Origin of the sequence: Nitrosovibrio sp. Nv17, from assembly GCF_900119085.1 — a bacterium.
Taxonomy (GTDB): domain Bacteria; phylum Pseudomonadota; class Gammaproteobacteria; order Burkholderiales; family Nitrosomonadaceae; genus Nitrosospira.
In genome coordinates this window covers 159,481-181,627 of record NZ_FPIQ01000003.1, presented here as the reverse complement: position 1 = coordinate 181,627, position 22,147 = coordinate 159,481, and the positions used below count along the sequence as shown (strand labels likewise).

Genomic DNA, 22,147 nt, shown 5'->3' with positions numbered 1-22,147 from the left:
TTTATGGGGACAAGCTGCTGACGACGGAGAACCCTGAGGCGGCGCAGGATCGGGCCCTGCTCGACAAGCTCGGCCTGCGACCGATGTAGACGGGATAGCTCTCCGGCAGTATGCGATTTTTCGGAGCCGGAGCTTGAAGGGTTTTGTTCGGAAACGGGCGGCAATCATCCATCGACGACCGGATTCCGGGCATGGTCGATCCGATTACATTCATGGGAGGGGGATTCCATGGACATCCTCATTCAGAAGATCATGTTGGCCACCGATTTCTCGGATGCCTCGCAGGATGCGATCCATCATGCCAGATGGATGGCAGGTGCGCTTGGCGCGGAACTCGCCGTCCTGCACGTGTTCGAGCCCAGCGGCTGGATGGTGCCGTCCCCCTATTACTACACGCCTGGATTCGAGGAATGGGTGAATGCGAGCATCGAGAAGACCCGGCAGAAGGGCAGGGATGCGCTGGAGGCGCTCGCGCAGTCTTTGGGCGACGACATCCAGGCCTTGTTCGTCGAAGGCAGCCCCGGCAAGGAGATCGTACGGGTTGCCACCGAGCAGGGCACCGATCTTCTCGTACTGGGCACTCACGGATACAGCGGCTGGAACTATCTGACACTGGGGAGCATCGCACAATTCGTGGTGCGGCACGCACCTTGCGCGGTGCTGACCGTCAAGCCCGACGGAGAGCGCGAAGAGAAGAACAATCCCTCCCCCGTTCGCCCGGCATGAAGACGCCTTCGGTGCGGGCTGCGTCGGAGCCGGCTTACATGGAGTTCGTGAATGCTTCACGACTTGCGTGTTAGACTTCCCATGGTTTGCCGGATTTGATTTCCTGAGCGGATGGAGCCACCTGGAATCAGGGGAGACGCATGTTCGAGAAGGTTCTGATAGCCAACCGCGGTGCCATTGCCTGCCGCATCATCCGTACGCTGCGTCGTATGGGAATCACGAATGTGGTGGTCTATACGACTGCGGACATTCTCTCTCGCCACGTGCTGGAGGCCGACGAGGCCCACTGCATCGGGGAAGGCCCGGCGTCGGACAGCTACCTGAATGCCGACAGGATTCTCGATGTCGCGCGTCGGGCGGGCGTACAGGCGATCCATCCCGGCTACGGTTTCCTGAGCGAGAATGCCGAGTTCGCCGAGCGCTGCGCGGCGGAGGGAATCCGCTTCATCGGTCCCACTGCTGCGCAGATGCGCGCCTTCGGATTGAAGCACACGGCGCGCGAGCTCGCCCTGCGCAACCATGTGCCGCTGCTGCCGGGGACCGATCTGCTGCGGGACAGGGAAGACGCCCTGAGCCAGGGAGCGAGGATCGGCTATCCGGTCATGCTCAAGAGCACCGCGGGCGGGGGCGGCATCGGCATGCGCCTGTGCTGGAATCGCGGTGAGCTTGCAGGCGCCTATGAAGCGGTGGCCCATCTGGCGCAGAACAATTTCAAGAATGCCGGCCTGTTCCTGGAGAAGTATGTCGAGAATGCGCGCCACATCGAGGTGCAGATTTTCGGTGATGGCAAAGGCGGAGTGGTTGCGCTGGGTGAGCGGGATTGCTCGATGCAGCGGCGCAACCAGAAAGTGGTCGAGGAAACGCCCGCGCCCAACCTGGCGCCGCATTTGCGCCAGGCTCTGCTGGAAGCCGCCGTGCGCCTCGGCAGGGCAGTCGACTATCAGTCGGCGGGAACCGTGGAGTATGTTTTCGACGAGGCCAGAAAGGAATTCTATTTTCTGGAGGTGAACACGCGCCTGCAGGTCGAGCATGGCGTGACCGAGGAGGTCACCGGCATCGACCTGGTTGAGTGGATGGTGCGGCAGGCCGCCGGTGATTTGCCTCCGCTGGAGTCGTTCGACATCCGGCCGCATGGGGTTTCCCTCCAGGTGCGCGTGTACGCCGAGAATCCGATGCGGGATTTTCAGCCGTCCTGCGGCACCCTGACGCAGGTGGAGTTTCCGTCCTCCCTGGTGGTGCGCGTGGAAACCTGGGTGGAGCGTGGCGTGGAGGTGTCTCCCTTCTACGATCCGATGCTCGCCAAAATCATCGTGCATGCGCCGGATCGCGAGGGGGCGATCGCCAAGCTGCTCGCTGCGCTGGAGGCCAGCGCGCTGCACGGCATCGAGACCAACCTGGAATACTTGAGGGAAGTCGTCGATGGAACCGCCTTCCGGCTGGGACGGTACACCACCGGATTCCTGGGCGGCTTCCGCTATACCGCGAAGACGATCGATGTGCTGAGCCCGGGAGTACAGACAACGGTACAGGACTATCCCGGACGAACGGGCTACTGGAATATCGGCGTCCCGCCGTCCGGCCCCATGGATTCCATCGCCTTCCGCCTGGCCAATCGCCTCGTCGACAACGCCGAGGGCGAGGCAGGCCTGGAGATCACCTTCGCGGGACCTTCGCTGCGGTTCAATTGCGACAGCATCGTCGCGATCTGCGGAGCGTCCATGGAAGTGCGCCTCGATGGCGAGCCCCTGGCGCAATGGCGTTCGCACGCGGTCCGCGCCGGTGCCTTGCTGCAGTTCGGGAAGCTCGAGGCGGCGGGATGCCGCGCCTACTTGGCGGTGCAAGGCGGCATCCGCGTGCCAGATTATCTGGGCAGCAAGTCCACCTTCACGCTCGGGCAGTTCGGCGGGCATGGCGGGCGAGCCCTTCTGGCGGGCGACGTGCTCCACGTGGCGGCCGCTGGCCGCCACGTGCGCCGCACGCTGCCGCGCAGGCTGATTCCGCACTATGCCGACCGATGGGAGATCGGCGTGCTGTACGGCCCCCATGGCGCTCCGGACTTCTTCACCGACGATGATATCCGTACCTTCTTCGCTGCCGACTGGCAGGTTCACTACAACTCGAGCCGCAGCGGAGTGCGCCTGATCGGTCCCACACCGCGCTGGGCCCGGCGCGACGGCGGTGAGGCGGGGCTGCATCCCTCCAACATCCACGACAACGCCTACGCCATCGGTACAGTCGACTTCACCGGCGACATGCCGGTGATACTCGGTCCAGACGGTCCCAGCCTGGGCGGCTTCGTCTGCCCCGTCACCATTGTGCAGGCCGAACTGTGGAAGGTCGGGCAGCTCAAGCCGGGCGATCGCGTGCGTTTCCGCCGGATGGACATGGCCCAGGCGCTGGCGCTGGAGAAGCTGCAGGATGCAACCATCCGCGATCTGCGGCTGCCGAAGGTACCGCCACGGCCGAGGGGCGGCGTCATCCCGGGCGGGCCCGTGCTGCACCGCATCCCTGGTACCGCGCGGCGGGTGGAGGTGATGTATCGACAGGCCGGCGACAAGTACGTGCTGGTCGAGTACGGCCCACCCGAGCTGGATCTGAATCTGCGCTTTCGCGCGCATGCATTGATGACGTGGCTCCAGGCGGAACGGGATGCGGGCCGCATCCGGGGCATCCTGGAGCTGACACCTGGCATCCGCTCGCTGCAGGTCCATTTCGATTCGCGCAAGCTGTCCCGCGTGACGCTGCTGAAGCGGCTGGTTGCCGCGGAGCAAATGCTGCCGGAAGTAGAGGACATGGAAGTGCCGACCCGTATCGTCTACCTGCCGTTGTCATGGGCCGACGGCGCCACCCGGTTGGCCATCGAGAAATACATGCAGTCGGTGCGCAGCGACGCGCCGTGGTGTCCCAGCAACATCGAGTTCATTCGCCGCATCAACGGACTGGAGAGCATCGACGAGGTCAGGCGCATCGTGTTCGAAGCAAGCTATCTGGTGATGGGGCTGGGCGACGTATACCTCGGCGCACCTGTGGCGACCCCTGTCGATCCGCGCCACCGCCTGGTCACCACCAAGTACAATCCGGCACGCACCTGGACCCCGGAGAATGCCGTAGGCATAGGCGGGGCGTACCTGTGCATCTACGGCATGGAGGGGCCAGGGGGCTACCAGTTCGTCGGGCGCACCGTGCAGATGTGGAACCGCTACCGCCAGACCGGCGATTTCGAGGAGGGCAAGCCCTGGCTGCTGCGTTTCTTCGACCAGATCCGATTTTATCCGGTGAGCGAGAGCGAGCTGCCCGGGCTGCGCCGCGATTTCATTTCGGGACGCTTCAAGCTGCGGGTCGAGGAGGCCACGTTCAGTCTGAGGCAGTACAATGCCATCCTGCATCGCGAGGCGGCCTCGATCGAGGCCTTCAAGGCCGGGCAGCAGGCCGCTTTTGAGGCCGAACGGGAACGCTGGCGGCTCGAGGGAAAGGCGGAGTATGTGAGCGAGGTCGCGCTGGAGAAGGCGGACAAGTACGACGAACTGGACCTGCCGGATGGCACGCATACCGTCAGCGCGCACGTTACCGGTACGGTATGGAAGCTGCTGGTGGAGGCAGGCCAGCGCGTGGAGGCGGGCGATCCGCTGGTCATCCTCGAATCGATGAAGATGGAATTCGTGGTGGAGTCGCCCGTCGGCGGTACCGTGTGGCGGTTGCTGTGCCGGCACGGCGAGCACGTGATCGCCGGCCGTTCGCTGCTGGTGGTGCAGGCGGACTAAGCCGTATCTGCGTCCTCGTTTCCGTGGGTGCGGCTTTTTGCGGTATCGGCTGGATTGCGCAAGGAAGAACCAGAGACAATCAGAACGCGGAAGCCGATACGGATTCCTGCTGACGTGCTTGCCCCGTAAGGTTCACGAAGGCATCCTCCAGTCCCTGCTGAACCATCTGCAGGTCGAGAATCCGTATCCCCGCTTCGCGCAGGGCAGCCATGACCTGCTCGAGCTGAGCGTATGCCTCGAGCGCCAGCGTGTAGACGTCATCCTCCCGCCCGGCCACGAGCGGTTGCAGCGACGGCGGCAGCGCATCGGATGACAGCCGCAGTCTGATCAGGCATCCGGGCAGGCTGCGAACGAGGTTGCGCACGCTGTCGAGTGCGATGATGCGGCCCGCCTTGAGCATGGCGACGCGGTTGCACAGGGCTTCCGCCTCCTCGAGATAGTGGGTCGTCAGCACGATGGTGTGACCCTTGCGGTTCAGCCGCTTGATGAAATGCCACAGTGCCTGCCGCATTTCCACGTCCACACCCGCGGTGGGTTCGTCCAGGACGACGACCGGTGGCTGGTGCACCAGGGCCTGGGCCACCAGCACCCGGCGTTTCATCCCGCCGGAGAGGGAGCGCATGTTGGTATCGGCGCGATCGGCGAGGTCGAGGTGATGGAGGATCTCATCGATCCAGTCATCATTCTTCTTCAATCCATAGTAGCCCGACTGGAACGCGAGTGTCTCGCGCACCGTGAAGAACGGGTCGAACACCAGTTCCTGGGGTACCACGCCCAGCATGCGGCGTGCATCGCGGTAGTCGACGACGACATCATGCCCCATGACCTTGACGCAGCCGCTGTCGGCAAAGGTGAGGCCGGCGACGATGCTGATCAGCGTCGTCTTGCCCGCGCCGTTGGGGCCCAGCAGGGCAAAGAATTCGCCCTGCCCGATCTCCAGGTCGACGCCGTTCAGGGCGCGCAGCGCGCCGAAGCGCTTATGCACCTGGTGGATTTCGATGGCGGGGGTCATCCGGATTTTTCTTGCGTGATGCCGATCAATGGGCGGTGTTTGCCGGCAACTGGCTTTCCAGCGCATCCACCATGACACGAGCCGAGTCGAAGCCGGTCTGGTCGGCGATTTCCTGCATGCAGGTCGGGCTGGTGACGTTGACCTCGGTGAGATAGTCTCCGATCACGTCGAGTCCTACCAGCATCAGTCCCTGTGCGTAGAGTGTCGCTCCGAGCGCATCGGCGATCTCCCGATCCCGCCGGGTAAGGGGTTGCGCCACGCCGGTCGCCCCCGCATTGAGGTTGCCGCGCGTCTCGCCGGGTCTGGGAATACGGGCCAGAGAGTATGGCATCGGCTTGCCTGCAATCAGCAGGATGCGCTTGTCGCCCTGGCTGATCTCGGGAATATGGCGCTGTGCCATGATGGTGCGCGTACCGTGCTGCGTCAGAGTTTCCAGGATCGCGCCGGTATTGGGGTCGGCACCGCGCAGGCGGAAGACGCCAGCGCCGCCCATGCCGTCGAGCGGCTTGACCACGATATCCCCTTGCGCCTGCAGGAAATCACGGATCAGGGATTCCTGGCGGGTGACCAGCGTGGGGGGAATGAATTCAGTAAATCTGGCGATCGCCAGTTTCTCATTGTGGTCCCGTATCGCGCGCGGGCTGTTGAAAATGCGCGCACCCCGGGCTTCCGCCAGTTCAAGCAGATACGTGGTGTAGACGTATTCCATGTCGAAAGGCGGATCCTTGCGCATCAGGACGGCGTCGAATGCCCGCAGCGGGCTGGCTTCCGGCTCTCCCGTCCGATACCAGGCCTGTTCCGTCCCATCCGTGTGGTCATCCAGGTAGAGTGCACGTGCAAACCCTGTGATGTCCCCGTCCCGCCATACCAGGTCGCCCTGTTGCAGGGCAAACAAGCGATGGCCGCGTCGCGCCGCCTCGCGCATGATGGCGATGCTCGAATCCTTGCCGGACTTGAGGGAGTCCAGCGGATCGAGTATGAAGGCAAGCCTCATCGGCTACGGCCGGAGGCGGTACCGGTACGGTGCCTGTATTTCATGGAACGGTGGTTTCGGCGACGGAAACGGGCAATTTTCGGAGAGAGTCCCGCACATCCTCCCTGGCCTGGGAGAAATAGTTGTCAAGATACGTCTCGAAGGGGGGTTCGGTTTCAGCCTCCATGCGTGTCTGCCGGAGCAGCGATGTCCGGGCCTCGAGATCCAGGCATTTCCGGACCGACGCGTTCAGTGTCCGGTTGCTGAAATACCGGGCGTGGGCCTCGGATTGCATCAAGGCAAAATCGGTGAACGACATCCCGCACGCGCGCATCGTTGCAAGTACCCTCGCCGATGGGGTGAGTTCCGGGTGGCGGATGGCTTCCATCTGTCCGAGGAGGGCGCGGGTGTAGGGCTGGGCGCTGTCACTTCCGTCCAGGATCTCACAGATTTCCCGCATCTCTTCACAGAGTTCCTGTGCCCATTGCCGCAGCAGGATATTCCGCCCGCCATTGCGCAGCACGAGTGCCGGTTCGCGTCCACGGTTGGCCACGGACAATGCATTGGTGGCGATTTCGTCACGCTGCCCGTCATCGTGTCCGGAATTGGGCTGGAGCAGGCAGAACAGGCTCAATGCCTCGAGAAAGTGCGCGGTATCGGGCCCGATCCCCGTGGGCTCGAATGGATCGACGTCCAGCGAGCGTATCTCGACATACTGGATGCCACGTTCCGCCAGCGCATGCAGCGGCCTTTCATTCGGCTTCGTCGGCTGCTTGGGGCGCACCGAGGTGTAGTACTCGTTCTCGATCTGCAGGAAGTGGGTATTCAGTTGCCGGTAGCCATCTTTCGTGCGTGCGCCGATCTTTTCGTATTCCCGGTAGGGGATCGACGTCGCCTTGTGCAGGTCACGCATGTACTCGTCGATGCTGTTGAATGAAACGGAAAACATCGACTGCACCGGATTCAGGTAGCCGATCTCGCTCATTCTCAACGACGTGGCGTGAGGCCGGTAGCGGGAGGTCTCGTCGAACTTCTCCAAGGTGCTCGAGTAGGGGGAGCGGCGGTTGTCGGCGAAATTCCGCGATACCGTGGGGGAGGTGCCGAACAGATAGAGGATCAGCCACCCATACCGCTGCAGGTTGCGGATCATCTTCATATAGGTATCGGTAGTGAAGGCCTGCAGGTTGCCGGTGTGCCCCATCAGATCCTGGTATTGCGGCCAGAACGACTCGGCGGGCGAGTAGTTGAAATGGATGCCGGCGATGACCTGCATGCAGCGGCCGTAGCGATAGCTCAGCCCGCGCCGGTAGATGCGCTTCATCCTGCCGGCATTGGAGGAGCCATAGTGCGCAATGGGGATGGCGGCATCGCGCAGATCGCCTGTGGGCATGCTGGACGCCAGCAGCCATTCGTCACCGATGTGCGTACAGACGTACTGATGCAGATCCGCCAGGAATTCGAGCATATCCTGCGTATACGGCAAGGCGGGTGTAATCAGTTCCAGCAGCGCTTCGGAATAGTCGGTGGTGATATGCGGGTGCGTCAGCGCCGCGCCCAGCCCCTGCGGATGAGGGCGCTGCGAGAGTGAGCCGTCGCGCGCGATCCGCAGGCTTTCCTTTTCGATGCCCTTGAGGCCGTGCACCAGTGTTGGCACCAGCGCATCGTGTATCGGCGCGCCGCGTCGTTCGGGGGGGGGCGGATATGCCATTTCGACTCCTGGGGTCTGGCGGCCGCGGCTCCGTACGGCGATTCCGGGCAGAAAATCCGCGGTTCACCCACGCCTTGGCGCTCATCGGGTATTCACCCGTCGTTCATTCTCTGCCTATATGTGTGCTGGGCAGGCATTTTCAAGACTAGTCCAGCGTATTGCAGAATGCAAGCACTGCCGTTCCTCCTGTTCCCGCAGGAAGCGTCATTTGCGGCTCGATCTTCATGGGAAACGACAATGGGACAACGGAAACCGGGTGTGGTTTTCCGGGTCGCGGAATCTCCGGCCGGTGGGTGCCGGTTCGCCCGGCTCGCTTCCGGAGTCTATCTGACCTTCATGCCCGGCTGTGCACCCTCATCCGGAGCAAGCAGGTAGGGGCCGCCCTCCTGGCCGCCGGCAGCCAGCACCATGCCCTCGGAAACACCGAATTTCATCGAGCGCGGCGCAAGATTGGCCACCAGAATCGTCAGACGTCCCTCCAGTTGCTCGGGCGAATAGGCGGAGCGGATGCCAGCAAATACCGTACGCGGGCATTCGGTGCCGGTATCCAGCGTCAGCCTGAGCAGCTTGTCCGCCCCCGCGACCTGCTCCGCCCGGACGATTCTCGCAACGCGCAACTCGATCCTGGAGAACTCGTCGATAGAGATGGTTTCGATACGCGTGTCGGTCGCGGTGGATGGTGCATCGGTTTTGTCTCGATGCTGAACGGGCTGGGGGACGGGTTTGTTGGCCTCGATCATGGCGGCGACCTGCTTAGGATCGATGCGCGTCATCAGGTGCCGGTATTCGCCGATCCGGTGGCCCTGCGGCAGCAGTGTCTCCGCATCGTCCCAGGTGAGCGGCGGGATGCGCAGGAACGCTTCCACGTCCGCCGCCAATCTGGGCAGAATGGGTTTCAGCAGGACGGTCAGATAGCGGAACAGGTTGATGGCGACGGAACATGCATGATGCAGTTCGCGCGTGCGCGCATCATCCTTGGCAAGGTTCCAGGGGGCTTGGTCATTGACGTACTGGTTGGCGGTGTCGGCGATCGCCATGATCCGCCTGATGGCTCTGCCGAAATCCCGGTTCTCGTAATCCCGGCCGATTTCACCGGAGTTGCGGCCGTGTCCGGCGCCGTCCCCGCTCCGGCAATCGAAAGCCCGGCAGACGTCGGGATCGTCCGCCTCCACCCCGGCCAGTGTGCCGTCGAAGCGCTTGACGATGAATCCGGCGCAGCGGCTGGCGATGTTGACGTACTTCCCGATCAGGTCGGCGTTCACCCGAGCCACGAAGTCCTCCAGACTAAGATCGATGTCCTCCATCGAGCCGTTCAGCTTGGCTGCGTAGTAGTAGCGCAGCCACTCCGGGTTCAGCCCCTGCTCCAGATAGCTGCGCGCAGTGATGAAGGTGCCGCGCGACTTGCTCATCTTTTCTCCGTTCACCGTGAGGAAGCCATGGGCGAAGATCGCAGTGGGTGTGCGAAAGCCGGCGTACTCGAGCATCGCGGGCCAGAACAGGGCGTGGAAGTAGAGGATGTCCTTGCCGATGAAATGGTAGAGCTCGGTGGTCGCGCCGCGTTTCCAGAACCGGTCGAAGTCGAGGCCGGCGCGTGCGCACAAGTTGTCGAAGCTGCCCATGTAGCCGACAGGTGCGTCCAGCCAGACATAAAAGTATTTCCCCGGCGCGTCCGGGATCTCGAAGCCGAAGTAGGGTGCGTCGCGCGAGATGTCCCAGTCCGAGAGCGTGTCGTCTCCGGTCGTGCCCAGCCATTCGCGGATCTTGTTGGCGGCTTCGGGCTGCAGCGTTCCCGAGCCCGTCCATCCGCGCAGGAAGTCGATGCAGCGGTCGTCAGAGAGCCGGAAGAAGAAGTGCTCGCTTGATCTCCTCACCGGCGTGGCGCCCGACAGCACGGAATAGGGGTTCTTCAGGTCGGTGGGGGCGTAGGCCGAGCCGCACGCCTCGCAGTTGTCTCCGTACTGGTCGCGGGCACCGCACTTGGGACACTCGCCCTTGATGAAGCGATCCGGCAGGAACATCTGCTTGAGCGGATCGTAGAGCTGGTCGATGGAGCGCGCCACGATCAGCCCGGCAGACTTGAGCCGGGCATAGATGTCCTCGGAATGGCGGCGCGTCTCGGGCGAGTGCGTGGTATGGTAGTTGTCGAACGCAATGTGAAAGCGGGCGAAATCGTCCAGGTGTTCGCCGTGCACCTTTGCGATCAGCGTCTCGGGCGTGATTCCTTCCTGCTCGGCGCGCAGCATGACGGGCGTGCCATGGGTGTCGTCGGCGCAGACATAGTGCACGGTGTGGCCCTGCATCTTCTGGAAGCGCACCCAGATGTCGGTCTGGATGTATTCCACCAGGTGGCCCAGGTGGATGCTGCCGTTGGCGTAGGGCAATGCGGAGGTGACGAGGATTTCGCGTGGATTCATCGGGTATCCGGGAAGATTTTCCAGACGCGATTGTAGCAAAGTGCATGCTGTAAGGTCTCCTGAATCGGAACATGCAGGAATGTGATGCAGCCCGGGGACCGCCAGGGTTTCACCTTATCCGGGAGGACAGGGTTCCTGTCGTGGAATCCTGGAGTATCCTCTCGAAAATTTTTCCATGCAGCCAATGCGATCAGTCATGAAATGGCACCCCATACTCATTTGGCTCATTTTCCCATGGTGCGGAAATGGGCAGGCGCAACAAAATTTATTCAACGTGCCTTCGGCGGATGTCACAGCAGAGGATGAGCTGTTTTTCCAGCAACAGATGGGTTTGGCCGCTTCTGTATTATCGTCCCATACCACCTTGAGCTACGGGCTGGGTAACGACTTCGAGATCGGCGCCAACGTGTTCAACGTCGACTTGCATTCTGGGCCCAATGAACCGCTATTCCTGTTTAATTTCCAGAAGGGATTTTCAGTTACTAAGTCCTACAAGATAAGCATCGGAACCCAGATCGGTGCCTCGGTGCCTTTACGTGTTCCAGAAAAGCGTGTATCCAGATTCGCCAATTTTTCTTACTTGAGCAGTTCGCTGGATTTGGAAAATCGAGGAAAATATTACTTGGGAATCTATTACGTGAACAAGTCCTATGCGGGTGGTAACGCTGCAGGCTTGATGGCGGGGCTGGACTATCCGCTCATGGAGAGAAAAGTACATCTCATGGGAGATTTTGTAAGTGGGAAGAATGCCATGAGCGTTGCCGTGCTCGGAGCTGTGTTTTATATGCCGCGTAACTGGATTTTTTCCATGGGTGCACAATTGCCTTCCCCAGGTAGTAAAAATCATTATGGAATGGTGTTCGAACTGACCAAAGATGACTGATCTGCATGGGAGCGCAAGCACGCGTGGCACTCCAGCCTGGCGGCCATGGCGCTCCGGAAGCTGCACGGCAGCCCGTCTTGCGACGGAGCCCTTGGATTGACGCTAGCCCTGTAAAGGTGCTTCTGGCGAAGCTGTCCGGATCGTTCTTGTCAGGGGGTGGTTGAGCAAAGCTTACCCTTCCACCCGGGCAAGTCGGCGCCGGGTGTTGACCTCAAATCATGTCCTTGAGGCGCAAGGTTCGAATGATGGGTTGGCCGTGCTGTCGGCAAGAACAACAGCAGCAGGATATTTTTCTGGCAAGAGGGGAGGTTGCTTCGGCCGATATTTGCTAATATTGAAAATTGTCCACGGCGCGCGCGGGCCGTGGCTCCGAACATAAGGAATCAGGAGTCGCCAGTGGCCATCACCGAACAGCAGGTGCAATCCGTCCTCGTGGAGATTGTCGATCCTTATACCGGCAGGGACTACGTCAGCGGCAATGAGGTGCGCAATCTCAGGATAGACGGCGAAGACATCTCCCTCGACATCGTGCTGGGATATCCGGCGAAGGGCGTGATCGAGGACGTGCGCAGACGGGTGGCGGAACGGCTTGGTACCCTGCCGGGCAGCGGCAGCGTGCGCGTCGACGTCACCAGCAAGATCGTCCCGCACAGCGTGCAGCGCGGGGTGAAGCTGATCCCCGGCGTGAAGAATATCGTGGCGGTGGCCTCCGGCAAGGGTGGGGTGGGGAAGTCCGCGACGGCGGTCAACCTGGCGCTGGCGCTGGCGGCGGAGGGCGCCTCCGTCGGCATCCTGGATGCCGATATCTACGGACCCTCGCAGCCGCAGATGCTGGGGATTTCCGGGCGTCCCGAGTCGCCGGACGGCAAGAGCATGGAGCCGATGAGGGCGCACGGCATCCAGGCGATGTCCATCGGTTTCCTGATCGATGCGGAAACGCCCATGGTATGGCGCGGGCCCATGGTCACCCAGGCGCTGCAGCAGTTGCTCAACGACACGCGCTGGCAGGATGTGGACTACCTCGTCGTCGACATGCCGCCCGGCACCGGCGACACCCAGTTGACACTGGCGCAGAAGGTGCCGGTGACAGGCGCCGTGATCGTCACCACACCGCAGGATATCGCTCTGCTGGATGCCCGCAAGGGGCTCAGGATGTTTCAGAAGGTGGGTATTCCCATACTCGGCATCGTCGAGAACATGAGTATGCATGTCTGCTCCCGCTGCGGCCACGAGGAACCGGTCTTCGGACAGGGCGGCGGAGCAGCCATGTCCCGGGACTACGAGGTGGAGCTTCTGGGCTCCCTGCCGCTGGACATCGGCATCCGCGAGCACGCCGATGCAGGCGTGCCCACGGTGGCTGCGGATCCCGGGGGACGCATCGCCGGCATCTACCGGAGCATCGCGCGCCGCCTCGCGGTCCGGATCGACACTCTGTCGCTCGACCATTCGGCCCTGTTCGCTGACATCGTGATCCAGGATACCTGACCCGCCCGAAGGCCCGGGGGCACCTGCGGCGGGCGACTGCCGCAGCCGGTTTGCCCGAACTCCCCCTTTTCCTCTTCCCCGATTCCAAGATGACCATCAAATCCGACAAGTGGATACGCCGCATGGCTACGGAACACCGCATGATAGAGCCCTTCGAGCCCAGTCAGATCAAGCATGCGAACGGCCAGAGGATCGTCTCGTACGGCACTTCCAGCTACGGCTACGACATCCGCTGTTCCGATGAATTCAAGTTGTTCACGAATATCAACTCTACCATCGTCGACCCCAAGAATTTCGATTCCAATTCCTTCGTCGATGTGAGGAATGCGGTGTGCATCATCCCGCCCAATTCCTTTGCGCTGGCGCGCACCGTCGAGTACTTCCGCATTCCGCGCAATGTGCTGACCATCTGCCTGGGGAAATCCACCTACGCGCGCTGCGGCATCATCGTCAACGTCACCCCTTTCGAGCCCGAATGGGAGGGTTTCGTCACGCTGGAGTTTTCCAACACGACACCGTTGCCCGCCAAGATCTACGCGAACGAGGGCGTGGCGCAGGTCATTTTCTTCGAGTCCGACGAGCCCTGCGAGATTTCGTACAAGGACCGGGGCGGGAAGTACCAGGGGCAGCATGGGGTGACCCTGCCGAAAATCTGACTGGCCATCCTTGTCCTCAAGGATTCCCCCTGTCGTCGCCGGATCGGGGGTGTACAGAGTGCTCCGGAGCATTTCTTCCACGGCCGGAAAAAAATGCTTGATTCCCGACGCGTGAAGCCTATAATCCGCTTCTTTTCGATACTCAAGCCCCACCACAGGAGGTCATCATGAAAAGCGAAGCAAACTATTTCGAGACGGTCGATTCGGTCAACATCCACATTCCCGTCACGTAGCGTCTCTTCGAGGAGATCACCATGCAAGCACGCAATGCCGCCCTGCGGCGCCCGTCGGAAGCCGACGCCGTATTCGATACCCACCCCGAAGTCAGCCTGGACTTCAGACATGTCCGGGAAGCCCTGCAAGACGGCTACCAGAAGCCGTTCCTCCTGGTCGACAGCAGCATCATCCGCAACAAGGCGCGCCGCTTCAAGGCGGCCATGCCTCGCGTCCAGCCCCACTACGCCGTCAAGGCCAATCCGGATCCGCGCGTGCTGCGTACCCTGATCGAGGAAGGCGTGGGATTCGAGATCGCCTCCATCTCGGAACTCGACCTGCTGCTCGGCCTGGGCGTGCCCGCTGCGGAGATATTCTACAGTAACCCTATGAAATCCCGGGCCTATCTGGAATATGCCGCGTCGCGGGGAGTGGAATGGTACGTACTCGACAGCGTCGAGGAGCTGCGCAAGATCGCGAGCGTCAAGCCGGACGCGAAGATGTACGTGCGCATCGATACGCCCAACATCGGCAGCGACTGGCCCCTGGCCGGCAAGTTCGGCACGCATGCGGCGGAAATCCGGGGGATCATCGACGAGGCGGTGACGCTGGGTGCAGATCTTGCGGGCGTGACCTTCCACGTCGGATCCCAATGCCGCAATCCGCAGAACTGGCGGGTGGGCATCGAGCGTGCCGGGAAGGTCTTCGACGACATGCGCCGTGCCGGACTGGCGCCGCGCCTGCTCAACATCGGCGGCGGCTATCCCGTGCGCCATCTCAAGCCCATCCCTTCGATCGAGATCATCGCGGACGTCGTGAACGAGGCCATCGCGGAGCTGCCGCACGACATCCGGGTCATGGCGGAGCCAGGGCGCTATCTGGTGTCCGACGCGGCATACTTCGTCTGCCGCGTGGTGGGGACCGCCACGCGCAACGGCAAGCGCTGGATGTACTGGGACGCGGGCATGTTCGGCGGAATGATCGAGATCACCGAAGGCCTGCGCTACGAAATCCTTTCCGATCGCAGGGGACCGAGCATTCCGTGGTCCATCGCCGGTCCCACCTGCGATTCGGTGGACATCCTGGTGCACGAGGAAATGCTGCCGGAGGACATCCAGGAGGGTGACTACATCTACGTGCCCAACGCGGGCGCGTACACCACCGCCTACGCCAGCAATTTCAACGGCTTTCCCCTGCCCGACGTAAAGATGGTGTGAAGCCTGCGGCCCGGGACGGGCCGCGGCGGACTAGCTCCACCTGCGATCGAGCACGACGTAGTGGTACTCCAGTCCTTCCCCGCCTTCCTCCTCCAGCCGGTGCGCCTCTCGCGAGACCTCGCGCCACTCGCCCCGGCTGAACGGCGGAAACAGCACGTCGCCCTGGAACTCCCTCCGGATCTCGGTAAGGTAGAGGCGATCGCCCACGGTCAGTGCCTGCTGGAAAATCTCGGCGCCGCCGATGACGAAGCTCTCGTCCGTATCGGCGCATTCATAGCAGGTTCTGATCGCGGTCGCCAGGGAACCCACCACCAGCGCGCCTTCTGCGCGGTAATCCGGCTGTCGGGAGACGACGATGCTGGTGCGGCCCGGCAGCGGCCTGCCGATGGATTCGAAGGTTTTCCGGCCCATGATGATGGGATGCCCCATGGTGAGCGCCTTGAAGCGTTGCAGATCCGGGGGCAGATGCCAAGGCATCGCGTTGTTTCGACCGATGACGCGATTGCTGGCCACTGCGGCGAGGAGGGAAAGGCGCCGGGGATTCATACGGCGACAGGGGCCCGGATAGCGGGATGGGGTTCGTAGCCGGTCAGGGTGAAATCCTCGAATCCGAAGCCCAGGATGTCGTCGACGAGCGGATTGAGCCGCATCGCCGGCAGTACCCTCGGCTCGCGTCCCAGTTGTTCCCGGGCCTGCGCCAGATGGTTGAGGTAGAGATGGGCGTCGCCCAGGGTGTGGATGAACTCTCCCGGCCGCAGCCTGCACACCTGCGCCATCATCAGGGTAAGCAGGGCGTAGGAGGCGATATTGAATGGAACCCCCAGGAAAATATCGGCGCTGCGCTGGTAGAGCTGGCAAGAAAGCCTGCCGTCGGCGACGTAGAACTGGAACAGGACGTGGCAGGGGGGCAGCCTCATCCTATCTATCTCCGCCACGTTCCAGGCTGATACCAGCATGCGCCGCGAATCCGGCGTGCGCCGGATCTGTTCCGCCACCTGGGTGATCTGATCGATGCCCTGGCCCGCCGAACCCGCCCACGAACGCCACTGATGGCCGTAAACAGGGCCCAGGTCGCCGCGCTCATCGGCCCATTCGTCCCAGATGGACACGCCGTTTTCCCTGAGGTAGCGGATATTGGTCTCGCCGCGCAGGAACCACAGCAACTCGTGAATGATGGACTTGATATGGCACTTCTTGGTCGTCACCAGGGGAAATCCCTCGGCCAGGTCGAAGCGCATCTGGTACCCGAAGATGGAGAGCGTGCCGGTCCCGGTGCGGTCGGATTTCGTGTATCCGTGCTGGAGCACGTGTCGCATGAGATCGAGATACTGGCGCATGAAGGATCCGAAAACCGGGGATATCCGATGTGGATATTGGGCGAGACGGCCGCATGGCGTATATAATGACCGCTACACCACCCCGATACGCCCGTATTTTACAGGATAAGGACCGCCCATGCTTGCCCGCCTGGTACAGAATGCCGCGATTCCGCAGGATCCCCTCAAGGCCACTCACGTCCTGGTGATGCTGCCCAGCCTGGATGAGGCCCGCGTGCCCGGCGAGGGGGGCGGTTTCTTCGGTGGGAAAGTGCTGGATGCGGTGCTGGCACGGCGCAGGATGCGCCTGCACGATCTCGGAGAGACCCCGGTGGCCGCGACCCTGGAGGGTGGCATCCTGTGTGCGTGGGTCATGACAAGGGCGGACGACACCCTGTTCCAGCAGCAGACTGCCGTGCGCAAGGCTCTGCAGTTGCTGTTGGAGGAAAATCCGGTGGAAATGCATCTGGTCGTCCACGGGTCGACTGAGGAGCGGCGCCTGCATGCCGAGCTGGGGGTGTACACCGCCTGGCTCAACGGGCCCGTGCTGCCGTCGCGCAAGACCGGCAAGAAGCAGCGGAGCCGCAAGCCGCTGGCGCGTATCGTGCTGCACGGCTATCGCGATCCCGGCGGCTTCGCCCCGGCACGGGCCAAAGCGCAGGGCAACCTGCTCACACGCGAGCTCACCGTACTCCCGCCCAACGAATTGCCTCCGGGGATCTATCGTGGATACATCAGGAAGCTGTCCGCCGATCAGGGCTGGACGTATCGGGAGTTCGACGTCAGGGCGTTGCGCAAGATGGGCGCAGGCGCGTTCGTCGCCGTGGCACAGGGGAGCGATCCCGAGGATGCCGCCATCGTGCATGTCCAGCGTCGCATCGGGGCTCAATGCAAGACCGTGGCGCTGGTGGGCAAGGGTATCTGCTTCGATACCGGCGGGCACAACCTGAAGCCGGCGCGCCACATGTACGGCATGCACGAGGACATGAACGGTTCCGCCGTGGTGTTGGGCATCCTCTCGGCCGTGACGCGGGCGGCCCTGCCGGTGAATATCGACTGCTGGCTCGCCATCGCCCAGAATCACGTGGGACCGCGCGCGTACAAGCAGAACGACGTGGTCACGGCCCTGGACGGGACCACCATCGAGATCACGCATACGGACGCGGAGGGACGGATGGTGCTGGCGGATACCCTGGCCATGGCGGTGAAGCGCAAACCCGATGTGATCCTGGATTTCGCGACGCTCACGGGAAGCATGCACGTGGCGCTCGGATCGCGCTACAGCGGAGTATTCTGCAACCGGGATGCGCTGCAGCAACTGGCACTGGCGGCGGGGCAGGCCAGCGGTGAGCGTGTCTGGGCATTTCCCATGGACGCGGACTACGAGGGGGATCTGGAAAGCGGCATCGCCGACGTCAAGCAGTGCACCCTCGAGGGGGAGGCGGACCACATCCTGGCGGCACGCTTCCTCGGGCGCTTCGTCAAGGATACGCCCTGGCTGCACATGGATCTGTCCGCCAGCAGCCACAAGGGAGGATTGGGGGCGGTCGGCAGCGACGTGACCGGGTTCGGCGTGGCGTGGGGGATGGAGATGCTGTCCCGGATTGCGCGGCCGGATGCCTAGCGTGCGCCGCGCCACGGCGGAGACCGGCCGCAGTCTCCCCGGGGCGGGACGGCCATTGGGCCATCCATAGACGAAAGGGTTGAGCACAGATGTCCGGGAATACCTTTGGCAAGCTTTTCTGCGTCACGTCTTTCGGCGAGTCGCACGGTCCCGCCATCGGCTGCGTGGTCGACGGCTGTCCACCGGGGATGGCGCTGTCTGCCGGAGACATCCAGTTCGATCTGGATCGCCGTAAGCCGGGCACCTCCCGCCATGTGACGCAGCGGCGCGAGCCCGACACGGTGGAGATCCTCTCCGGCGTATTCGAGGGCAGGACGACCGGCACCCCCATCGCGCTGCTGATCCGCAACGAGGACCAGCGCAGCAGGGATTACGGCAGGATCATGGACAGCTTCCGGCCGGGCCACGCGGACTACGTGTACTGGCAGAAGTACGGCGTGCGCGACCACAGGGGCGGGGGCCGCGCCTCCGCGCGCGAGACCGCGGTACGGGTGGCTGCAGGCGCCATTGCCAGGAAGTGGCTGCGGGAACGGCATGGCGTCGTCGTGCGCGGCTTCATGTCCCAGTTGGGCCCGATCGCGATTCCGTTCCGGCAGTGGGAGGCGGTGGGCCAGAATCCCTTCTTTGCCGCCGACGCCGCGACGGTACCCGAACTGGAGGCGTTCATGGACCGGTTGCGCAAGTCGGGCGACTCGGTCGGGGCAAGGATCAGCGTGGTGGCGGAGGGCGTGCCGGTGGGGTGGGGCGAGCCGGTGTACGACCGCCTGGACGCCGAGATTGCCTATGCCATGATGGGCATCAACGCGGTGAAGGGGGTGGAGATCGGCGCCGGGTTCGCATCCGTGGCCCAGAAGGGCACCGAGCATTCCGACGAGATCACGCCTGAAGGTTTTCTCGGCAACCACGCCGGCGGAGTGGTGGGCGGCATCTCCACGGGGCAGGACATCGTCGTCCACATCGCCGTGAAGCCGACGTCCAGCATCCGTCTGGGCCGGCGCTCGATCGACAAGGCTGGCCAGCCTGTCATCGTGGAGACGCACGGCCGGCACGACCCCTGCGTGGGAATCCGCGCCACGCCGATCGCGGAGGCCATGCTGGCGCTGGTACTCATGGATCATGCCCTGCGCCACCGTGGGCAGAATGCCGATGTCGCCTGTCCCACACCCCGGGTTCCCGCCCGGGCTCCGGCGTCCGTGCCCGCCAACCGGCACACGCCCGCCGCCGAGGATCCGGAGCCGGACGAGGCCTGAGGCCCTCCTGTCGAGATCTCAGGGCTCCTTTTCCTCGTCCGTGAGGTAGTCCTTGAAGGCCGACTCCTCCGCCGGAGCGGGGGTGCCGACCCAGTAGCCCTGAGCATAGTCTATCCCCATCTTTTCGAGCAGCGCGAAGGTCGCGGCGCTTTCCACGAATTCGGCCGTGGTCTGCTTGCCGAATCCGCGTGCGACGTCTCGCAGCGCCTTCACCAGGATCTGGTCGTCAGGATTGTCGGCCAGATTGCGGATGAACGAGCCGTCGATCTTGACGATGTCGATCGGAAGCTGCCGGATGTAGTAGAACGACGAGAAGCCCACGCCGAAATCATCCAGGGTGAAGCTGCAGCCGAGCATCCTGATGGCGTCCATGAGCTTGCGCGCCGCGGGCAGATCCTCCAGTGCGGCCGTTTCCGTGATCTCGAACATGAATGTCGACGGATCCGCCCCGTGGTGGGCGAAGGTGTCGGTCAGGATGCGCAGCAGCGCCGAATCGTGGAAGGCATGGGCAGACAGATTGATCGAGAAGCGGATGTTGTAGCCTCTGCGCTGGATTCCGGCCGACAGCGCGATCGCCTTCTGCAGCACCATGTGATCCACTGCGTGGATGAGCCCGGTTTGTTCCGCCGCGGGGATGAAGAGATGCGGCGCCAGTATCGTGCCGTCGTTGTCGAGCATGCGCAGCAGAACCTCGTAGTGGTCGATGCTCTTGTTCTTGATGTGCATGATGGGCTGAAAATAGAAGAAGAACCGGTCGTGCAGGAATGAATACTCGATCTTCTCCTTCCAGTACACCAGCGTATGCATCCGCTCCCGGGTCTTCTCCTCATTGGAGAACAGGTGCCAGCCCCCGCGCCCGGCCTCCTTCGCCTGGTACATGGCGAGATCGGCCGCCGCCAGCAGGTCGTGCACGTTGTTCCCGTGCTCGGGAAAGAGGGCGATGCCAATGCTCGCAGAGGCCTTGTGGGTGCGTCCGTTGACCGTGAGCTTTCCCTGGCTCAGGGCTGCCAGGGCGTTCTTCGCCACCTCGATTGCGCCTTCCGGCGTGGTCTGCGGCAGGATCACCGCGAACTCGTCCCCGCCCAGCCGCCCCAGGATGTCGACGCTGCGTATGCTGCTGAGCAGCATGCGCGCCACCATCTTCAGCAGTGCGTCGCCGGCCTGGTGGCCGCTGGTGTCGTTGATGAACTTGAACTGGTCCAGATCGAAGAAGAGCAGGGCGCCGGAGTAATTGTAGCGGGCGGCCAGATTGAGCATCTGTTCCAGTTCTTCCTGGAAGCGGCGCCGGTTGAACAGGTCCGTGAGCGGGTCGTGGTCCGCCAGCCAGGCAAGCCGGCCCTCCGTGCGCTTGTGTTCCGTCATGTCGAGGCCGACCGACAGGATGGCAGGGTCGCTCGCGGCGTGGCGCGTAAGGCGCGAATGGAGCCAGAGGATGTGGCGTATCGAGTCGTCCTTGCACAGGATGTTGGCTTCATGGCGCAGCTGGTCCCTGCGCTCGAACCGGACTTCTTCGAGGTGCACCGGCAGGTCCTGCAGATCGTTGTCGAGGACGAGCAGGTCGATGAAGGGCCTGCCCTGCAGCTCCTGCTCCGTGTACTGCACCAGCATCTCGCCGTAGGCGTTGAGCATCATGATCCTGCCGTCTATGTTCTGCGTCAGCACGATCACCTGGGCGATGTCGAGCAGGTTGGTGATGAAATCCCTTTCCTTGCTCAGTTCGTCCATCTTGCCCGCGAGTATCTGCGTCCTGTCCGCGACCTGGGTCTCGAGTGTCTCCAACTGGTGCGACAGTGCGACCGCCGTCTCGTCGAGCATGTCGATCTCGTCCCGCAGCCATTGCTTCTTGCCGGCGGAGTGCAGCGACGAGCGGAATTTCCCGAAATTGCTGTGAGCCAGGAGTGGAAGAGCGAAAACGATATGCTTGAATCGTGACAGGGGGTTCGTCAGGATCGAGAACAGCAGCACCACGGAGAGCAGCAGGCCGACCAGACCGGTGATGACGTTCTGCCAGGTCAGACCGTTGATGATGTCGATCGTGGAGGTGATGTCGGTGATGATGACGAACTGCGCCGTGCTGGCCGGATTCTCCTTTCTGAGGGAGAGCAGCCTGATCTGCTGGTGATGGCCTCCCAGGGAAATCTGCACGCCCTGCTCGAGCGCCTTGAGGTCAGGGTATTGCTCGGCGGTCTTTTCGAGTATCGCGAGATTCTTCTCCCGCCCGGTGAGTGCGGCGATGCGAACTCGCCAGCTTGGGATGCCCATGGCCTGGGGGGAAGATGTCTGCTCCCGGATGAGCAGGCCGATGTCGGCGCCGGAGATGTTCTTGAAGCCCAGCACGGCGTCGACCAGCGAGATGCCGATGACCACCACGCCGACGCTGATGCCCTCCACCAGCAGGGGTGCCACCACGAACTGCATGCAGCTTCTCGCACAGCTGAGCGGGCTGATGGGCTGCTCGAGCGAATTGACCTCGCGCACCCAGTCCAGCATGGTTTCGCCATGCGTGTCGGCGTCGGGATCCCCCCAGCTCGCCTGCAACTGGTTCGATTTGCCGTAGAAGCGCACCAGTTCGATACCCTTGTTGAGCTGCAGCGGCATCCAGTAGTGATCGAAGGTGTCGGTGATGGCGCTCCCCTGGCCCCTGAGCAGCGCGGTACTCATGCCCTCGAGAAACGGGATCATCTCGGCCAGTTGGTGCAGATCCTGAGACAGTTGCTTGATCAGACCTTCCACCTCGCTGGCGTAGCGCTGGTGCTGGACATCCCGTTCGCGCTCGAAGTTGTCGATCAGCCGCAGGTAGGTGATTGCGCTGAAGGATGCCACGATCGCGAACAATATGAGGCTGCTGAGGTACAGGACTTTCCATTTCAATCCCAGGAAACGGTATGGCCTGGGTTTTGCGGCGTCGC

15 protein-coding genes are annotated in these 22,147 nt (G+C 62.7%); 8 read left to right on the top strand and 7 right to left on the bottom strand.

Annotated features, from left to right (window positions below; genetic code table 11):
- The first annotated feature begins 228 nt into the window (after positions 1-228).
- The gene (locus tag BT108_RS03425; protein ID WP_083566147.1) at positions 229-726 is read left to right on the top strand and encodes a universal stress protein; all 498 of its coding nucleotides are present in this window, start codon (positions 229-231) and stop codon (positions 724-726) included.
- 140 nt (positions 727-866) lie between these two features.
- Positions 867-4,487 carry an urea carboxylase gene (gene uca / locus BT108_RS03420; RefSeq protein WP_072293139.1) on the top strand — a complete coding sequence of 1,207 codons (3,621 nt, stop codon included), beginning with the start codon at positions 867-869 and terminating at the stop codon, positions 4,485-4,487.
- Positions 4,488-4,566: 79 nt separating this feature from the next.
- Here the strand turns inward: uca and BT108_RS03415 are convergent, their stop codons facing one another.
- The 4 genes from BT108_RS03415 to metG form a co-directional block, all read right to left on the bottom strand.
- Positions 4,567-5,499 (bottom strand): ABC transporter ATP-binding protein, encoded by a 933-nt coding sequence (locus BT108_RS03415; protein ID WP_072293138.1) that lies wholly within the window; start codon positions 5,497-5,499, stop codon positions 4,567-4,569.
- Between the two features lie 25 nt (positions 5,500-5,524).
- Positions 5,525-6,493 carry a glutathione synthase gene (gene gshB, locus BT108_RS03410; RefSeq protein ID WP_072293137.1) on the bottom strand — a complete coding sequence of 323 codons (969 nt, stop codon included), beginning with the start codon at positions 6,491-6,493 and terminating at the stop codon, positions 5,525-5,527.
- Positions 6,494-6,533: 40 nt separating this feature from the next.
- Positions 6,534-8,180 (bottom strand): glutamate--cysteine ligase, encoded by a 1,647-nt coding sequence (gene gshA / locus BT108_RS03405; RefSeq protein WP_072293136.1) that lies wholly within the window; start codon positions 8,178-8,180, stop codon positions 6,534-6,536.
- A 323-nt stretch (positions 8,181-8,503) separates the two neighbouring features.
- The gene (gene metG, locus BT108_RS03400) at positions 8,504-10,594 is read right to left on the bottom strand and encodes a methionine--tRNA ligase (protein WP_072293135.1); all 2,091 of its coding nucleotides are present in this window, start codon (positions 10,592-10,594) and stop codon (positions 8,504-8,506) included.
- A gap of 196 nt (positions 10,595-10,790) precedes the next feature.
- Between metG and BT108_RS03395 the strand changes: the two genes are divergently transcribed.
- From BT108_RS03395 to BT108_RS03380, 4 genes are all read left to right on the top strand, one after another.
- Positions 10,791-11,477, top strand: a complete 687-nt coding sequence (locus tag BT108_RS03395) for a hypothetical protein (RefSeq protein WP_143142380.1) — start codon at positions 10,791-10,793, stop codon at positions 11,475-11,477.
- 396 nt (positions 11,478-11,873) lie between these two features.
- Positions 11,874-12,962, top strand: a complete 1,089-nt coding sequence (gene apbC / locus BT108_RS03390) for an iron-sulfur cluster carrier protein ApbC (RefSeq protein WP_072293133.1) — start codon at positions 11,874-11,876, stop codon at positions 12,960-12,962.
- A gap of 89 nt (positions 12,963-13,051) precedes the next feature.
- Positions 13,052-13,618 carry a dCTP deaminase gene (gene dcd / locus BT108_RS03385; protein ID WP_072293132.1) on the top strand — a complete coding sequence of 189 codons (567 nt, stop codon included), beginning with the start codon at positions 13,052-13,054 and terminating at the stop codon, positions 13,616-13,618.
- A 254-nt stretch (positions 13,619-13,872) separates the two neighbouring features.
- Positions 13,873-15,048 (top strand): type III PLP-dependent enzyme, encoded by a 1,176-nt coding sequence (locus BT108_RS03380; RefSeq protein WP_072293131.1) that lies wholly within the window; start codon positions 13,873-13,875, stop codon positions 15,046-15,048.
- A gap of 30 nt (positions 15,049-15,078) precedes the next feature.
- Here the strand turns inward: BT108_RS03380 and BT108_RS03375 are convergent, their stop codons facing one another.
- Positions 15,079-15,594: a dihydrofolate reductase gene (locus BT108_RS03375; RefSeq protein WP_072293130.1), complete on the bottom strand. Its 516-nt coding sequence runs from the start codon at positions 15,592-15,594 to the stop codon at positions 15,079-15,081.
- Entirely contained in the window at positions 15,591-16,385 is a 795-nt protein-coding gene (locus tag BT108_RS03370) for a thymidylate synthase (RefSeq protein WP_072293129.1), read from the bottom strand. Before BT108_RS03370 ends, BT108_RS03375 begins: the two co-directional genes overlap by 4 nt.
- Positions 16,386-16,503: 118 nt before the next feature.
- Here BT108_RS03370 and BT108_RS03365 point away from each other — a divergent pair, with 118 nt between their 5' ends.
- Positions 16,504-17,988 (top strand): M17 family metallopeptidase, encoded by a 1,485-nt coding sequence (locus BT108_RS03365; protein WP_072293128.1) that lies wholly within the window; start codon positions 16,504-16,506, stop codon positions 17,986-17,988.
- 89 nt (positions 17,989-18,077) lie between these two features.
- A complete protein-coding gene (aroC, locus tag BT108_RS03360) occupies positions 18,078-19,238 on the top strand; it encodes a chorismate synthase (protein ID WP_072293127.1) in 1,161 nt (386 codons plus the stop codon).
- An 18-nt stretch (positions 19,239-19,256) separates the two neighbouring features.
- Here the strand turns inward: aroC and BT108_RS03355 are convergent, their stop codons facing one another.
- Positions 19,257-22,109: a bifunctional diguanylate cyclase/phosphodiesterase gene (locus tag BT108_RS03355; protein WP_255369593.1), complete on the bottom strand. Its 2,853-nt coding sequence runs from the start codon at positions 22,107-22,109 to the stop codon at positions 19,257-19,259.
- Positions 22,110-22,147: the final 38 nt, after the last annotated feature.

Excerpts from the sequence above, each read along its gene's own strand:
- uca (WP_072293139.1), top strand. The coding sequence starts at position 867 with ATGTTCGAGAAGGTTCTGATAGCCAACCGCGGTGCCATTGCCTGCCGC.
- gshA (WP_072293136.1), bottom strand. The coding sequence starts at position 8,180 with ATGGCATATCCGCCCCCCCCCGAACGACGCGGCGCGCCGATACACGAT.
- dcd (WP_072293132.1), top strand. The coding sequence starts at position 13,052 with ATGACCATCAAATCCGACAAGTGGATACGCCGCATGGCTACGGAACAC.
- gshB (WP_072293137.1), bottom strand. The coding sequence starts at position 6,493 with ATGAGGCTTGCCTTCATACTCGATCCGCTGGACTCCCTCAAGTCCGGC.
- BT108_RS03375 (WP_072293130.1), bottom strand. The coding sequence starts at position 15,594 with ATGAATCCCCGGCGCCTTTCCCTCCTCGCCGCAGTGGCCAGCAATCGC.
- BT108_RS03380 (WP_072293131.1), top strand. The coding sequence starts at position 13,873 with ATGCAAGCACGCAATGCCGCCCTGCGGCGCCCGTCGGAAGCCGACGCC.
- BT108_RS03370 (WP_072293129.1), bottom strand. The coding sequence starts at position 16,385 with ATGCGCCAGTATCTCGATCTCATGCGACACGTGCTCCAGCACGGATAC.
- metG (WP_072293135.1), bottom strand. The coding sequence starts at position 10,594 with ATGAATCCACGCGAAATCCTCGTCACCTCCGCATTGCCCTACGCCAAC.
- aroC (WP_072293127.1), top strand. The coding sequence starts at position 18,078 with ATGTCCGGGAATACCTTTGGCAAGCTTTTCTGCGTCACGTCTTTCGGC.
- BT108_RS03395 (WP_143142380.1), top strand. The coding sequence starts at position 10,791 with ATGAAATGGCACCCCATACTCATTTGGCTCATTTTCCCATGGTGCGGA.
- BT108_RS03415 (WP_072293138.1), bottom strand. The coding sequence starts at position 5,499 with ATGACCCCCGCCATCGAAATCCACCAGGTGCATAAGCGCTTCGGCGCG.
- BT108_RS03425 (WP_083566147.1), top strand. The coding sequence starts at position 229 with ATGGACATCCTCATTCAGAAGATCATGTTGGCCACCGATTTCTCGGAT.
- BT108_RS03365 (WP_072293128.1), top strand. The coding sequence starts at position 16,504 with ATGCTTGCCCGCCTGGTACAGAATGCCGCGATTCCGCAGGATCCCCTC.